Here is a 14,939-nt window from a genome sequence, read left to right on the forward strand (position 1 = left end):
GGAGACAGCCATGCTTGACGCAAGCGAAACCAAGACCGTCACCTTCAACCTGAACGGCGAAGACGTGACGGTGCCCGAGGGCACCACGATCTGGGAAGCGGCCAACGGCAAGGGCCTGGTCATCCCGCATCTGTGCCACAAGCCCGCGCCGGGCTATCGTCCCGACGGCAACTGCCGCGCCTGCATGGTCGAGGTCGAGGGCGAGCGCACGCTGGTCGCCTCGTGCATCCGCCCGGCGGCCGCGGGGTTGGTGGTGAAAACCGACACCGACCGCGCCGAGAAATCCCGCGCGCTGGTGATGGAGCTGCTGGTGGCCGACCAGCCTGAGAAGCCGCACGATGCCTCCAGCCATTTCTGGGACATGGCCAAGCTGAACGATGTCAGCGACAGCCGCTTTCCGGCGAAAGAGCCCGAGAAGATCCCGTTGCTGGATGACAGCCATGTGGCGATGCGGGTCAATCTGGATGCCTGCATCAACTGCAACCTCTGCGTACGCGCTTGCCGCGACGTGCAGGTGAATGACGTGATCGGCATGGCCGGCCGCGGGCATACCGCGCAGGTGGTGTTCGATCAGAACGACCCGATGGGCGAGTCGACCTGCGTCGCCTGCGGCGAATGCGTTCAGGCCTGCCCCACCGGCGCGCTGATGCCGGCCACCGTGCTGGACGACCAGCAGCGCGGTGACAGCAAGGATTACGACAGCGAGACCGAAAGCGTCTGCCCCTTCTGCGGGGTGGGCTGCAAGGTCAGCCTCAAGGTCAAGGACGGCAAGGTCAAATATGTCGAGGGCATCAACGGCCCCGCCAACGAGGGCCGACTGTGCGTCAAGGGCCGGTTCGGGTTCGACTACATCCACCACCCGCACCGCCTGACCAAGCCGCTGATCCGGCGCGAGAATGCGCCACCCAAGGGGTTGAACGTCGATCCCGCCGACTGGAGCACCCATTTCCGTGAGGCAACCTGGGACGAGGCGCTGGATCTGGCCGCCAAGGGGCTGATGAAGCTGCGGGATGAGGATCCGCACAGCGTGGCGGGCTTTGGCTCGGCCAAATGCACCAACGAAGAGGCCTATCTGTTCCAGAAGTTCATCCGCCAGGGCTTTGGCCACAACAACGTGGACCACTGCACGCGGCTGTGCCACGCCTCGTCGGTTGCCGCGCTGATCGAGAATGTGGGCTCGGGCGCGGTGACCGCGACATTCAACGAGATCGAGAACGCCGATGTGGCGATCATCATCGGTGCCAACCCGATCGAGAACCATCCCGTCGCAGCGACCTATTTCAAGCAGTTCGCCAAGCGCGGCGGCAAGCTGATCGTGATGGACCCGCGCGGCGTGGGCATGCGCAAATTCGCGACCGAGATGCTGCAGTTCCGGCCCGGTGCCGATGTCTCCATGCTGAACGCGATCATGAACGTGATCGTCGAGGAAGAACTGTATGACAGCCAGTACATCCACCGCTGGACCGAGAACTGGGAGGCGGAGAAGGAGCACTTGCGCCAGTTCACCCCCGAGAAGATGGCGCCGATCTGCGGTATCGAGCCCGATCAACTGCGCCGCGTGGCCCGGATTTTCGCCAGTGCAAATGCGGGTCTGATCTTTTGGGGCATGGGCGTCAGCCAGCATATCCACGGCACCGACAATTCGCGCTGCCTGATCTCGCTGGCCCTGATGACGGGCAATGTGGGCAAGCCGGGCGCGGGTCTGCACCCGCTGCGCGGGCAGAACAACGTGCAGGGGGCCTCGGATGCCGGCCTGATCCCGATGTTCCTGCCCGATTATCAGTCGGTCACCGACGACGCCGTGCGGGCCAAGTTCAGCCAGGTCTGGAACTCGGGCGACTTCTCGAACGAGAAGGGCCTGACCGTGACCGAGATCATCGACCACGCCTATGCGGGCAAGATCAAGGGCATGTACATCCTTGGCGAAAACCCGGCCATGTCCGACCCCGACGTGAACCACGCCCGCGAGGCATTGGCCAAGCTGGACCTGATGATCGTGCAGGACATCTTCCTGACCGAAACGGCGAACTATGCCGACATCATCCTGCCGGCCTCGGCGCTGTATGAAAAGAACGGCACGGTGTCGAACACCAACCGTCAGGTGCAGCGCGTGCGCCCCGCGGTGCCGCCGCCGGGCGAGGCGCGCGAGGATTGGGCGATCACCGTCGATCTGGCGCAGCGCATCGGGCTGAACTGGGATTACAAGGATGTCTCGCAGGTGTTCAACGAGATGAAGCTGACGATGGCTTCGCTGGACAACATCACCTGGGAGCGGCTCGAGACCGAGAGCATCACCTATCCGTCGCTGTCCGAGACCGATCCGGGCCAGTCCATCGTGTTCGGCGACGGCTTCCCGCGCCCGGATGGCCGTGCGAAGTTCACTCCGGCCAGCATCATCCCCCCGGATGAGGCCCCGGACGAGGAATTCCCCATGATCGCCACTACAGGGCGGCAGCTGGAACACTGGCACACCGGGTCCATGACCCGTCGTGCCAAGGTTCTGGACGCGGTCGAACCCGAGGCGAACTGTTCGATGAACCCGCGCACGCTCAAGCTGATGGGGATCGAGCCAGGCGAGATGGTGCGTCTGACCACCCGGCGCGGCTCGATCGAGATCATGGTGCGTGCCGACCGGGCGATCGCCGAGGACATGGTGTTCATCCCCTTCGCCTATGTCGAGGCGGCGGCGAACATCCTGACCAACTCGGCCATCGACCCCTATGGCAAGATCCCCGAGTTCAAGTTCTCGGCCATCCGCGTGGACAAGATCGAGGACGCCATCGCGGCCGAGTAACGACTGCCACCACTCACCAAAACCCTGAAAAGGCGGGCCTGCGTGCCCGCCTTTTTCTTGGCTTGACAGATGCTTGCAGCCAGCCAACCCTTGGGCCGCGCAATCCCGGAGGAGTTCATGGCCCGCCGTTTCGTCGATCTGTCCGTCCCGCTGGAATCCGGCATCGTGTCGGACCCGCCGATCATGCTGCCTCAGATCGAATACATGAGCCACGACCAGACGGCCGAGCAGGTGATGGCCTTTTTCCCCGGTCTGAAGAAAGAGGACCTGCCCGGCGGCGAGGGCTGGGCCATCGAACGTTTGCAGATCGCCACCCACAACGGCACCCACCTGGACGCGCCGTACCATCACCACTCGACCATGAACCGGGGCGAGCGGGCGATCACCATCGACGAGGTGCCGCTGGAATGGTGCATGAACCCGGGCGTGAAACTGGATTTCCGGCATTTCGAGGATGGTTACGTCGTCACCGCCGCCGATGTCGCGGCCGAGCTGAAGCGGATCGGGCATGACCTGCGACCGCTGGATATCGTCGTGGTCAACACCTCGGCCGGCACCTGCTATGGCCAGCCGGATTACCTGATGAAAGGCTGCGGAATGGGGCGCGAGGCCACGCTGTACCTGACCGAGCGCGGCGTGCGCGTGACTGGCACCGACGCCTGGAGCTGGGACGCGCCCTTTCCGCTGACCGCGCAGGAATACGCGGAAACACATGACCCCTCGATCATCTGGGAGGGGCATCGCGCGTCGATGGAGATCGGCTATTGCCACATGGAGAAGCTGACCAATCTGGAAAGCCTGCCGCCCACGGGGTTCGAGATCTCGTGCTTTCCGTTCAAGATCAAGGGCGCCTCGGCCGGGTTCATCCGCGCGGTGGCGATCTTCGAGGAGGAAGACGACGAATGACCCGGGAAAACGAGCCTTTGGGAGGCCATGACGGCCCGTACCCCGCACCGGTCGAAATCACCGGTTTCACGGTCCGGCCCGACTGGATCGACTATAACGGTCACATGAATGTGGGGTATTATGGCGTGGTGTTCGATCTGGCCTTTGAGCGGCTGCTGGTCGATCATCTGGGCTTGGGCGAACCGCAGGTCGCGGCGCTGGAGCAGGGGCCGTACATCCTGCAGTCGCACCTGCATTTCCTGCGCGAGGTTCGCGAGGGCGAGGCGCTGGTGTTCCGGTTTCGGATGCTGGACGCCGATCACAAGCGTGGTCACTATTTTGCGCAGATGGTGTCGGCCGAGGATGGCGTGGTCTGTGCCACCCAAGAGGCCCTGGTCATGAATGTCAGCCACACAACAGGCCGGTCGGTACCCTATCCGGACTGGGCCGCGGCGCGGCTGGCGCGAATGGTGTCCGACCATGCCACATTGCCCCCCGAGCCGCAGATCGGCAGACCAATCGGCATTCGGCGCAAATAGCCTGGGGATGGCCTTAGTTGCCAGAATTCCAGGAGCGGGCTACGCTGACCATCCGGTTCGGGCTTGGTCACGGGAGGGCAACCAAATGTGGATCTTGAGGAAATGCGCGCAGGCGCCAGCCTGTATATTGGCGGCATCGCTGATCGTCTTGCCTGCGTCAGCTGCTTTGGCGGACAAGAAAAAGGAAGAAGATGCGCTGAAGGGCGCCCTGATTGGCGCCGGCGTCGGAGCGTTGATCGGAGATGGCAAAGGCGCGGCCGCAGGTGCGGTTGTCGGTGCCATCATTGGGGCAAACCGCAAGTGACGGGGGTGTCCAAGATTGACCGCCTTCAGAAAGGAGCCCTGATGCGACTGCTTGATTTCAAACCTGTTCTGGCTGGCTTGATCCTTATCCCGTCCATTGGCATGGCGGACGAGGCCGCCGACCAGATGGCGCAAGACGCACTTCCGCTAATGTACCATACCTGCGCGTCGGTCATCGAAGAGGCTGATGGGAATGATGAATACGTTTTCGACGTCGTCAGAAAGATGACCGCTCTTTCACTGTACAACCGTCAGGTTAATATCGAAGATTTTGCATCCTCGGACGAAGAAAAGGCCAAGCTGCGTGAGGCTTTTCTTTCAGCGTTGACCGAAGGTTGCGCAGGCGATGAGGATGCCCTGTTGGGTGGTGTCGTCGACGATGCCGTTAGATCAACGCTTGGGCTGTAGGGGCTGGGCTCAATAGTGCGGTGGGCGCTCGTCGCCCAGAATGACTCCGCCGGATCCTTCCTGCGCACGTTCGGCTTCGCGCTGCATCAACATCGCCACGCGGCGGGTCAGGCGGTCGATTTCGTCCTGCTGCTTGGCGACCACCATGCTCAGGTCATCCACGGTGCGGGTCAGATGGGCAATTTTTTCTTCCAGATGCTGCATCGCTGGGGCTCCTGTGATCTGGTGCGGTCATACCGCTGTGGCGCGCGCAATGCCAGCGCTGGCTTGCCCCGACCCAGACCATGGGATAGACCGCGCGCGCAAGTGATGAAATCCCAAGGACGCCCCACATGGCCAAGCCCAAGAAACAGCCCCGCCCCAAGGCCGTCACGCCGAAAGGGTTCCGCGACTATTTCGGCCAGGAAGTCACGCAGCGCACCGAGATGCTGCGGACGATTGCGGACGTCTATCATCGCTATGGGTTTGACGCGCTGGAAAGCAGCGCCGTGGAAACGGTCGAGGCGCTGGGCAAATTTCTGCCCGACGTCGATCGCCCGAACGAAGGCGTGTTCGCCTGGCAGGAGTTTGACGAGGGCGGCAACGGCGACTGGATGGCGTTGCGCTATGATCTGACAGCACCTTTGGCCCGGGTCTATGCCCAGCACCGCAACGACCTGCCCACGCCCTATCGCCGCTATGCGATGGGGCCGGTCTGGCGCAACGAAAAGCCGGGGCCGGGGCGGTATCGCCAGTTCTATCAGTGTGATGCGGATACTGTGGGTACGGCTAGTATGGCCGCCGATGCCGAAATCTGCGCCATGCTTTCCGACACGCTGGAGACCGTGGGCATCCCGCGCGGCGACTATGTGGTGCGGGTCAACAACCGCAAGGTCCTGAACGGCGTGCTCGAGGCCATGGGCCTCAGCACGGACGCGGCGGCGCGCGATGACGTTCTGCGCACCATCGACAAGTTCGACAAGGTGGGCGAGCAGGGCGTGCGCGAGTTGCTGACCAAGGGCCGGCTGGACGCCTCGGGCGCGTTCATCGATGGTGTGGGCCTGTCCGACGATCAGGCCGAGCCGGTGATCGCCTTCCTGACATCCAAGGCTGATGACGCCGCCGGAACGCTGGCTAACCTGCGCGCGGCCGTGGGCGACAGCAAGATCGGCGCCGAAGGCATCTCGGAACTGGAACAGATCGGCGAATTGCTAGCCGCGGGCGGTTATGGCGCCGATCGCATCCAGATCGACCCCTCGGTCGTGCGAGGGCTGGGATACTACACCGGTCCAGTCTACGAGGCCGAGCTGACCTTCGAGATCTTCGACGAAAGGGGCCGCAAGAGGCAGTTCGGGTCGGTCTCGGGCGGCGGGCGCTATGATGATCTGGTGAAGCGTTTCACCGGACAGGAAGTGCCCGCGACGGGTATCTCGATCGGGGTCGACCGGTTGTTGGCCGCGCTGCGCGAAAAAGGTCGGATCAAGTCACATGACACCGGGCCGGTCGTCGTGACCGTGATGGACCGGGACCGCATGGCCGACTATCAGGCGATGGTGGCCGAACTGCGCAATGCCGGCATCCGCGCCGAGGTTTACTTGGGCAACCCCAAGAATTTCGGCAATCAGTTGAAATACGCGGACAAGCGGAACTCGCCCGTCGCGGTGATCGAGGGCGGGGACGAGAAGGACCGTGGCGTGGTTCAGATCAAGGACCTGATCCTGGGCGCCAAGATCGCCGAGAGCGCCACGCTCGAGGAATGGAAGGAACGCCCCAGCCAGTTCGAGGTGCCGCGCGGTGATCTGGTCGCCAAGGTGCGCGAGATTCTGGACAGTCAGGACTGAGCCATGCCCAATCGATCCCAGATCCAGGCCCGGGCCGCGATGATGCGCGTGCGCTTCGAAGCCGCCGGGGCACAGGTCGTCGACACGCCGCTGCTGCAATCGGCCGAAACGCTGCTGGACCTTTATGGCGAGGACATCCGCGCGCGCGCCTATGTCACCTCGGACGCGCTGCGCGGCGAACAGATGCTGCGCCCGGATTTCACCCTGCCGGTGGTGCAGATGCACATGCGCGACGGGGCCGAACCGGCGCGCTATACCTATTTGGGCGAGGTGTTCCGCCGTCAGGAACATGACCCCGACCGCGCCAATGAATACATCCAGGTGGGCTACGAGGTCTTTGACCGCGACGACCCGGCAGGGGCCGATGCCGAGGTGTTCTCGCTGTTTGCCCTGCAATTGCGGGGCCTGCCGCTGCGCGCGGCGACCGGCGACATCGGCATTCTGACCGCGGCCGTACAAGGCCTGCGCACCTCCGACCAACGCAAGGCCGCGCTGATGCGCCATCTGTGGCGTCCGCGCCGGTTCCGGTCTCTGCTGGACCGGTTCGCGGGCCGCAAGCCCGAGCCGGACCACCGCGCCGCTTTGCTCGGGGCGGCAGACCCGATGGCCTGCGACGCGCCGATGATCGGCAAGCGCCGACCGGCCGAGATCGTCGCTCGCATCGACGCCCTGCGCGCCGACCGCGACACACCGCCGATTTCCGACACGGAAATGGCCGGGCTGGACTCGCTGCTGGGTGTGCGCGAGACCATGCCCTATGCGCTGGAGCATCTGCGCGACATCGCCGTCGATCTGCCCCAGATCACCCCCGCGCTGGACCGGCTCGAGGCGCGGATTGCCGCCCTGCAGGCGCGTGGCGTTGATGTCAGCAAGCTGGATTTCGAGGCCTCGTATGGGCGCACCTCGATGGAGTATTACGACGGGTTCGTCTTCGGCTTCTACGCCGAGCGCCGCCCCGACCTGCCGCCCATCGCCACCGGCGGGCGCTATGACGCGCTGACGCGGCGGCTGGGCAACGGGGCCGAGATCCCGGCGGTGGGTGGCGTGCTGCGCCCCGACCTGATGCTGGAAATCGAGGAGGCGGGCCAATGACCCTGAAGCTGGGCGTGCCGTCCAAGGGGCGGCTGATGGAGAAAACCTTTGCCTGGTTCGCCCGCCACGGGATCGAGCTGTCGCGCGCCGGGTCCGACCGGGAATATGCCGGCAAGGTTGATGGGATCGAGGATGTCTCGCTGATCCTGCTGTCGGCTGGAGAGATCCCGCGCGAGCTGGCTGCCGGGCGGATTCACCTGGGCGTGACCGGCACTGACCTGGTGCACGAGAAACTTCCGCGCTGGGAACAGCAGGTCGAAGAAATCGCGCCGCTGGGCTTTGGCCAGGCCGATCTGGTGATCGCGGTTCCGGCCTGCTGGGTCGATGTCGAGACGCTGGATGATCTGGACGCCGCCGCCGCCGCCTTCCGCGCCGCGCACGGACACCGCCTGCGGATCGCCACCAAGTACCACCGTCTGGTGCGCGAGTTCCTGACCGATTCCGGGGTTGCCGACTATACGCTGGTCGACAGCCAGGGGGCGACCGAGGGCACGGTGATGAACGAAACCGCCGAGGCGATTGCCGACATCACCTCGACCGGTGAGACCCTGCGTGCCAACCACCTCAAGATCCTCTCGGATGGATTGATTCTGCAATCGCAGGCCACTTTGTGGCGCAGCCGGGTTGCGGAGTACGGGGCCACTGAAAAGGCTGCTCTGGCAGAAGTGATGCGCCGGCTGGGCTGAGGTCAGAGCACGCCGATCTCGGCCAGCGCGCGGTTCAGATCCTCGGGCAGGGCGTCGTCCTGCGCGCGGCTTTCGGGCAGGTCTGCGGGGCTGTCCTCGGGTTTCAGATAGCGCCAGCCCTGAAACGGCCGTTTCTGCGCGCCCTGGGTGCGGTGGACCTGCGGGTCCAATACGATGGCGCAGCGGCGGATGCCATCCTCACCCGTCACCTCGTCCAAACGCAAGATGCGCTGGCGGCACTGGATGACACCCTTGATGACCCAGAAGATCGATCCGCCGTTCAGAATCTCGGGCTCGCGCTTGGGCCACATGCGGGTGATGTGGCGGGGCAGGCCGTCCGCGAACCGCCGGCGATAACTGTCCTGCCAGGCGATCAGGCTGTCAACGCTCTCGGACCCGACCGAGAGTTTCACGAGGTTGATGTACTTATCCACAGCTTTCCCACAGAGTCGTCCCACGGACCATCTTTATATTGTAGCTTACCGTTGCGCGCTATCAAGCTGTTGTGGTTCGGCGCTGGTTTGGTCTAATCTGGATGCCTCTTTCAAGACAGGGAATCACCAATGAGCCGCTTTGCCGCCCCCATCGCCGAGCAGATCTGGGACATGAAATACCGCTTCAAGAAGGCGGATGGCACGCCGATCGACAAGTCGGTCGAGGATACGTGGCGGCGGATTGCGCGCGATCTGGCACGGGTGGAAAAGGACCCCGCACACTGGGAACAGAAGTTCTACGAGGCTCTTGAGGACTTCAAATACCTGCCCGCCGGGCGGATCACGGCCGGAGCAGGCACCGCGCGGCAAGTGACCCTGTTCAACTGTTTCGTCATGGGCACGATCCCCGACAGCATGGGCGGTATCTTCGACATGCTGAAAGAGGCCGCGCTGACCATGCAGCAGGGCGGGGGGATCGGCTATGATTTCTCGACCATCCGGCCGCGCGGCGCGGACGTACATGGGGTGGCCGCCGATGCTTCGGGGCCGCTGTCGTTCATGGATGTGTGGGACGCCATGTGCCGCACGATCATGTCGGCGGGCTCGCGCCGGGGCGCGATGATGGCGACGATGCGTTGCGACCATCCGGATATCGAACAGTTCATCACCGCCAAATCCGACCCGGCCCGCCTGCGCATGTTCAACATGTCGGTGCTAGTGACCGATGCTTTCATGGAGGCGGTCAAGGCCGATGCTTCGTGGGATCTGGTCTTTGGCGGCAAGGTCTATCACACGGTGCAGGCCCGCGATCTGTGGAACAAGATCATGCAGGCCACCTATGACTATGCCGAGCCGGGCGTGATCTTCATCGACCGGATCAACCAGGCCAACAACCTGAGCTATGCCGAGACCATTGCCGCCACCAACCCGTGCGGGGAGCAGCCCCTGCCGCCCTACGGCGCCTGCCTGCTGGGCTCGATCAACTTGGCGCGGCTGGTGTCGGCGCCGTTCGAAGGCGCGGCCCATCTGGACGAGGCGGCATTGCAGGAGCTTGTCGCCACGGCCGTTCGCATGATGGACAACGTGGTGGATGCCTCGAAATTCCCGCTGCCGCAGCAGGCCGCCGAGGCGCAGGCCAAGCGTCGTATCGGTCTGGGCGTGACCGGGCTGGCGGATGCGCTGTTGATGCTGGGCCTGCGCTATGGCTCGGACGAGGCGGCGCGTCAGACCGAGCGCTGGCTGCACGCGATCGCCTGCGCCGCGTATCTGGCGTCGGTGGACTTGGCCAAGGAAAAAGGGGCGTTTCCCCTGTTTGATGCCGAGAAATACCTGGCCAGCGGCACCATGCAGCAGATGGATGACGATGTGCGCGAGGCCATCCGCGAGCATGGGATCCGCAATGCTCTGCTGACCTCGATCGCACCCACCGGGACGATCTCGCTGTATGCGGGTAACGTGTCGTCGGGGATCGAGCCGGTCTTTGCCTATGCCTACACCCGCAAGGTGCTGCAGAAGGACGGATCGCGCACCGAGGAAGAGGTGGTGGACTATGCCGTTCAGATGTGGCGCGACAAGTTCGGCGACGTCGAACTGCCCGACTTTTTTGTGAACGCTCAGACCCTGACCCCGGCCGAGCATGTCAAGATGCAGGCGGCCGCCCAGAAATGGATCGACAGTTCGATCTCGAAGACGATCAACTGCCCCGAGGACATCTCGTTCGATGCCTTCAAGGACGTGTACATGCAGGCCTGGGATCAGGGCTGCAAGGGCTGCACCACCTATCGCCCGAACGACGTGACCGGCTCGGTTCTGACCGTCTCGGAAAGCGACGACAAGGTGCCGGGCGAAAGCGCCGATGCCCCGCACGAGGTGGACGGCGGCGACGTGATCTACATGTCCGAACCGCTGGACCGGCCGCAATCGCTTGAGGGTTCGACCTACAAGCTGAAATGGCCCGACAGCGAACACGCGATCTATTTGACGATCAACGACATCGTCATCGGTGGCCGGCGGCGTCCGTTCGAGGTGTTCATCAACTCGAAGAACATGGAGCATTACGCTTGGACGCTGGCGTTGACGCGGATGATCTCGGCCGTGTTCCGGCGCGGGGGCGACGTGTCTTTCGTGGTCGAGGAACTGAAGGCCGTGTTCGACCCGCGCGGCGGGGCCTGGGTGCAGGGCAAGTACATCCCCTCGATCCTGGCGGCCATCGGCGGCGTGATCGAGCAGCACATGATCGCGATCGGGTTCCTTGAGGGGGAAGGGATGGGGTTGAAGTCAGACCCGCAGGCGCAGGTGGTCAACATGGATGCCCCACGCGGCAAGGCCTGCCCGTCCTGCGGCCAGTATGACATGGTGATGATCGAGGGCTGCATGACCTGCCGCAGCTGCGGACACTCGAAATGCGGTTGACGAGTGCCACATAACTGTCGTTAAAGTTGTATTGTGTTTCGCCGGAGTCTCAATTTGATTTGACTCTCCGGCAACATTCTCGTGAAAGCTGCAATTCCGTCTCTTTTCCGCCGGATTCATCGTTGATACACCGCTAGTGTACGGGGTGATGAGTTTGAAAGGTCGGGCGGGCAGATGACAGCCGGGTATAACGGTCGCGTAGCAGTATTTTGGTCCCAGACGGAAATTGACGGGCTTGAAGCAGCGCCTGTGGCAGATTTGGCCATTGGAGCGTCTTGGTCGTGGCATGGGTGCATGACACGCTTGCCGGACTGTAACGCGGAATATTCCGTTCAGACTGGACATGATCAGGCGTTGATGGCGCTGGCCGGGCATGGCCCTGAAGCTGCAACGCTGAAGCCGATCGCCACGCTTGCAGTTATCTCATTGACGAATGGGGCGCAGACCTACGAGGCCGAGTTGACGTTGGTCGAGGGTCAGAAAGACGCGGTTTTTCTGTTCCAAAATGGCTGCCCCGCGCGGGGTCAGGACTTCTGGGTGTGCGCCGTCGAAGAATATGCCGAAGCAAGCCAATCGGATGCAGGCAATGTCGTTTCCTTCCCAACGCATCGCAGGTCGACGGAGCAAACGTTGGTTCTTGCGCCGCATTTGGCTGCGACCGCCGCTGAATAGACGGCCCATTCCTTAGGAACTATTTTTTCGTCCGCGCATCGCCGCGTGTTGACTCTGGTCTGTTCGCAGATATAAACGCGGCTTCATTGGTGTTGGTGGCCCCCGCAAGGGGATGCCTGTCATGGGGGAAACCTCAAGAGGACAACGCCCTTCATAGTGGCCCCGCGGGGCCTCGACCTAACGAAGGAGATCAGCCGTGACCAAACGCACGTCTGCCAAGTACAAAATCGACCGCCGGATGGGCGAAAACATCTGGGGTCGTCCGAAATCCCCGGTCAACCGCCGTGAATACGGCCCCGGCCAGCATGGCCAGCGCCGCAAGGGCAAACTGTCGGACTTCGGTCTGCAGCTGCGCGCCAAGCAGAAGCTGAAAGGCTACTACGGCGACCTGACCGAGAAGCAATTCCGCCGCATCTACGCCGAAGCCGAGCGTGTGAAGGGCGACACTGGTGAAAATCTGATCGGCCTGCTCGAGCGCCGTCTGGACGCTGTCGTCTACCGCGCCAAGTTCGTGCCGACCGTGTTCGCCGCACGTCAGTTCGTGAACCACGGCCACGTCAAGGTGAACGGCAAGCGGGTCAACATCCCCAGCTACCGCGTCAAGGAAGGCGACGTGATCGAGGTCCGCGACAAGTCCAAGCAACTGGCCGTCGTTCTGGAAGCCGTTGGCCTGGCCGAACGTGATGTTCCGGATTACCTGGAAGTCGACCACTCGAAGATGACCGCGACCTTCGTGCGCACCCCGTCGCTGGGCGACGTGCCGTACCCGGTCATGATGGAACCGAACCTGGTCGTCGAATTCTACGCGAAGAACTGATCTTCGCAGACAGTTTTAGAAAACGGGCCGTACCTGCGAAGGTGCGGCCCTTTTTCATGGCAAGCACTCAGATCGGCAAAGGGCGGTCTTCTGCGATCGCCTCCATCGCGAAATACGAGGTCACGCTGTCCAGTTCGACCTTCTCGATCAGGCGCTGATAGACTTTGTCATAGGTAGCCATATCCTGTGTCACGACCCGTAGCTGATAGTCGTAGTCGCCGCCGATACGGTGGAAATCCACGACTTCCGGAATGGTCAGGACATGGCTGCGAAAGGCCTGCAGCCACTCGGCCGAGTGGTGACGCGTGCGCAGCATCACGAAGACCACCAGGTTCAGCCCCAGTTTTTCGCGCATGATCCGAGCTGTCGACCCTGTCAGGACGCCTGCATCGTTCAGCGCCTTCAACCGCCGCCAGCAGGCGTTTTGCGACAGGCCGACTCGCTCGGCCAGTTCGCGCTGGGAAAGGGTTGCGTCCTTTTGCAGTTCGCGCAGGAGGCGCTTGTCAATTTGATCTATCTTTTCATTCATTTCAGATCATATGACCTAAAATTCTTATAATTCAAGCAAAGATAGGTGAAGTTTACTCAGCTCAAGTAGATCATATTGGAAGTGCAATATGGAGCCAATGACATGACCCTGTCCCATTTTCGTGCAGAAATCCAAGCCGCCACTCACAATTCGACCCTGCGCGACGGGCTGATCGGAGAGAACGTTCTGATCCCGGGTCTGCATGGGGACGTGCCGCTTGTGTACGCGGACTACGTTGCCTCGGGCCGCGCATTGCGGCAGGTCGAGGATTTTGTGGCCCAGCATGTGTTGCCTTTCTATGCGAACAGCCACACCGAGGCCTCCTATTGCGGTTCCTACATGACGCGACTGCGCCGCGAGGCGCGCGCGGAAATAGCCCGCATCGTTGGCGCGAGGGGAGATGACGCGGTGATCTTCACCGGGTCCGGTGCCACTGCGGGGCTCAACCGGCTGGTCAGTTTGATGGGAGTGCAAGAGGCTGACCGGCCGGTTGTCTTGATTGGTCCGTACGAGCACCATTCGAACATCCTGCCCTGGCGCGAGAGCAAGGCGCAGGTCATCGAGATCCCCGAAGGCCCCGAGGGCGGGCCGGACATGGCGGTGCTGGAACAGACGCTGATCGAGCATTCGGATTCGGATCTGGTGATCGGGTCATTCTCGGCGGCGTCGAATGTCACGGGCGTGATCACCGACCCTGATCCGGTGACGCGGCTGCTGAAACGGCACGGGGCGCGCGCGGTCTGGGATTATGCCGGGGGCGGGCCCTACCTGCCGATGGATATGGGGCCGGACGATGCGCGCAAGGATGCCATCGTCGTGTCTCCGCACAAGTTTCCGGGCGGGCCGGGGGCTTCGGGCGTTCTGATCGTGAACCGGGGCGCCGTGCGCCGCACCTGTCCTAGTTGGCCGGGCGGGGGCACGGTCAGCTTCGTTTCGCCCTGGCGCCACGACTACAGCACCGATCTGGCCACCCGCGAAGAGGCCGGAACCCCGAACGTGATCGGAGATATCCGCGCGGCGCTGGCCTTTATCGTCAAGGATGCCGTGGGTACCGACGAGATCGCCCGGCGCGAGGCGCTGTACAACCGCATGGCGCTGGATGGGTGGCGTGACAACCCGAACCTGACCCTGCTGGGGGTGGACCATCCTCACCGCCTGCCGATCTTTTCCTTTCTGGTGCGCGACACCACCGGGCAGCCGGTGCACCAACAGCTGTTCACCCGGATGCTCAGCGACATCTACGGCATTCAGGCGCGCGGCGGGTGTGCCTGCGCCGGCCCCTATGCGCATCGGCTGCTGGGCATCGACAAGGCGGCCTCAGAGGCGCTGCACGCGGCGTTGTCGGCCGGGGAAGAGATGAAGAAACCGGGTTGGGTACGGCTGAACTTCTCGTACATGATGACCGAGGACACGGTTCAGTTCATCATCGACAGCGTCAATGACCTGTCGCGCCGTACGCAGGAATACGCCCCGTTCTACGCCGCCGATCCGGCAACCGCCCGCTTCAAGGCGGCGTGACGGAATTGCCGCTTTTCCCAAGGCCTTGAG

The 14,939-nt window shown here is 63.0% G+C and carries 15 protein-coding genes; 12 read left to right on the top strand and 3 right to left on the bottom strand.

All coding sequences use genetic code 11. The features are described from left to right. The first annotated feature begins 10 nt into the window (after nt 1-10). The 5 genes from fdhF (at nt 11) to AC2FML_RS08150 (ending at nt 4,929) form a co-directional block, all read left to right on the top strand. Nucleotides 11-2,794, top strand: coding sequence for a formate dehydrogenase subunit alpha (gene fdhF, locus AC2FML_RS08130; RefSeq protein WP_496782735.1), 2,784 nt, complete (start codon nt 11-13; stop codon nt 2,792-2,794). A 117-nt stretch (nt 2,795-2,911) separates the two neighbouring features. Further along, complete coding sequence (locus tag AC2FML_RS08135) at nt 2,912-3,700, top strand: cyclase family protein (RefSeq protein ID WP_170595886.1); 789 nt, start codon at nt 2,912-2,914, stop codon at nt 3,698-3,700. Beyond that, the gene (locus AC2FML_RS08140) at nt 3,697-4,218 is read left to right on the top strand and encodes a thioesterase family protein (protein WP_170357099.1); all 522 of its coding nucleotides are present in this window, start codon (nt 3,697-3,699) and stop codon (nt 4,216-4,218) included. The genes AC2FML_RS08135 and AC2FML_RS08140 overlap by 4 nt, the downstream gene beginning before the upstream one ends. A gap of 85 nt (nt 4,219-4,303) precedes the next feature. After that, nucleotides 4,304-4,522, top strand: coding sequence for a YMGG-like glycine zipper-containing protein (locus AC2FML_RS08145; RefSeq protein WP_244952316.1), 219 nt, complete (start codon nt 4,304-4,306; stop codon nt 4,520-4,522). A 41-nt stretch (nt 4,523-4,563) separates the two neighbouring features. Then, nucleotides 4,564-4,929 (top strand): hypothetical protein, encoded by a 366-nt coding sequence (locus AC2FML_RS08150; protein ID WP_170527640.1) that lies wholly within the window; start codon nt 4,564-4,566, stop codon nt 4,927-4,929. Nucleotides 4,930-4,938: 9 nt separating this feature from the next. Here AC2FML_RS08150 and AC2FML_RS08155 read toward each other — a convergent pair whose 3' ends face one another. Beyond that, complete coding sequence (locus AC2FML_RS08155) at nt 4,939-5,133, bottom strand: SlyX family protein (RefSeq protein WP_170357101.1); 195 nt, start codon at nt 5,131-5,133, stop codon at nt 4,939-4,941. A gap of 128 nt (nt 5,134-5,261) precedes the next feature. Here AC2FML_RS08155 and hisS point away from each other — a divergent pair, with 128 nt between their 5' ends. The 3 genes from hisS to hisG are packed head-to-tail and all read left to right on the top strand — an operon-like array spanning nt 5,262 to nt 8,527. Further along, nucleotides 5,262-6,749 (top strand): histidine--tRNA ligase, encoded by a 1,488-nt coding sequence (gene hisS / locus AC2FML_RS08160; RefSeq protein ID WP_496782736.1) that lies wholly within the window; start codon nt 5,262-5,264, stop codon nt 6,747-6,749. Nucleotides 6,750-6,752: 3 nt separating this feature from the next. After that, on the top strand, nt 6,753-7,841 hold the full coding sequence (locus AC2FML_RS08165; RefSeq protein ID WP_496782738.1) for an ATP phosphoribosyltransferase regulatory subunit: 1,089 nt from the start codon (nt 6,753-6,755) through the stop codon (nt 7,839-7,841). Continuing rightward, a complete protein-coding gene (hisG, locus tag AC2FML_RS08170; protein WP_170365386.1) occupies nt 7,838-8,527 on the top strand; it encodes an ATP phosphoribosyltransferase in 690 nt (229 codons plus the stop codon). Before AC2FML_RS08165 ends, hisG begins: the two co-directional genes overlap by 4 nt. Before the next feature lie 2 nt (nt 8,528-8,529). Here hisG and AC2FML_RS08175 read toward each other — a convergent pair whose 3' ends face one another. Beyond that, nucleotides 8,530-8,961, bottom strand: a complete 432-nt coding sequence (locus AC2FML_RS08175) for a DUF1489 family protein (protein ID WP_170340498.1) — start codon at nt 8,959-8,961, stop codon at nt 8,530-8,532. A gap of 129 nt (nt 8,962-9,090) precedes the next feature. Between AC2FML_RS08175 and AC2FML_RS08180 the strand changes: the two genes are divergently transcribed. The 3 genes from AC2FML_RS08180 to rpsD all read left to right on the top strand — a co-directional run bounded on the left by AC2FML_RS08180 (nt 9,091) and on the right by rpsD (nt 12,862). Then, nucleotides 9,091-11,373, top strand: coding sequence for an adenosylcobalamin-dependent ribonucleoside-diphosphate reductase (locus AC2FML_RS08180; protein WP_496782740.1), 2,283 nt, complete (start codon nt 9,091-9,093; stop codon nt 11,371-11,373). Between the two features lie 294 nt (nt 11,374-11,667). Then, on the top strand, nt 11,668-12,045 hold the full coding sequence (locus AC2FML_RS08185; protein ID WP_170369696.1) for a hypothetical protein: 378 nt from the start codon (nt 11,668-11,670) through the stop codon (nt 12,043-12,045). Between the two features lie 196 nt (nt 12,046-12,241). Then, nucleotides 12,242-12,862 (top strand): 30S ribosomal protein S4, encoded by a 621-nt coding sequence (gene rpsD / locus AC2FML_RS08190; RefSeq protein WP_170357108.1) that lies wholly within the window; start codon nt 12,242-12,244, stop codon nt 12,860-12,862. A gap of 67 nt (nt 12,863-12,929) precedes the next feature. Here the strand turns inward: rpsD and AC2FML_RS08195 are convergent, their stop codons facing one another. Beyond that, a complete protein-coding gene (locus tag AC2FML_RS08195; protein WP_170357109.1) occupies nt 12,930-13,391 on the bottom strand; it encodes an Lrp/AsnC family transcriptional regulator in 462 nt (153 codons plus the stop codon). Between the two features lie 102 nt (nt 13,392-13,493). Here AC2FML_RS08195 and AC2FML_RS08200 point away from each other — a divergent pair, with 102 nt between their 5' ends. Then, nucleotides 13,494-14,909, top strand: coding sequence for an aminotransferase class V-fold PLP-dependent enzyme (locus AC2FML_RS08200; RefSeq protein WP_496782742.1), 1,416 nt, complete (start codon nt 13,494-13,496; stop codon nt 14,907-14,909). The last annotated feature ends 30 nt before the right edge of the window (nt 14,910-14,939 follow it).

It is taken from the genome of Ruegeria sp. BHSC029, assembly GCF_059613085.1.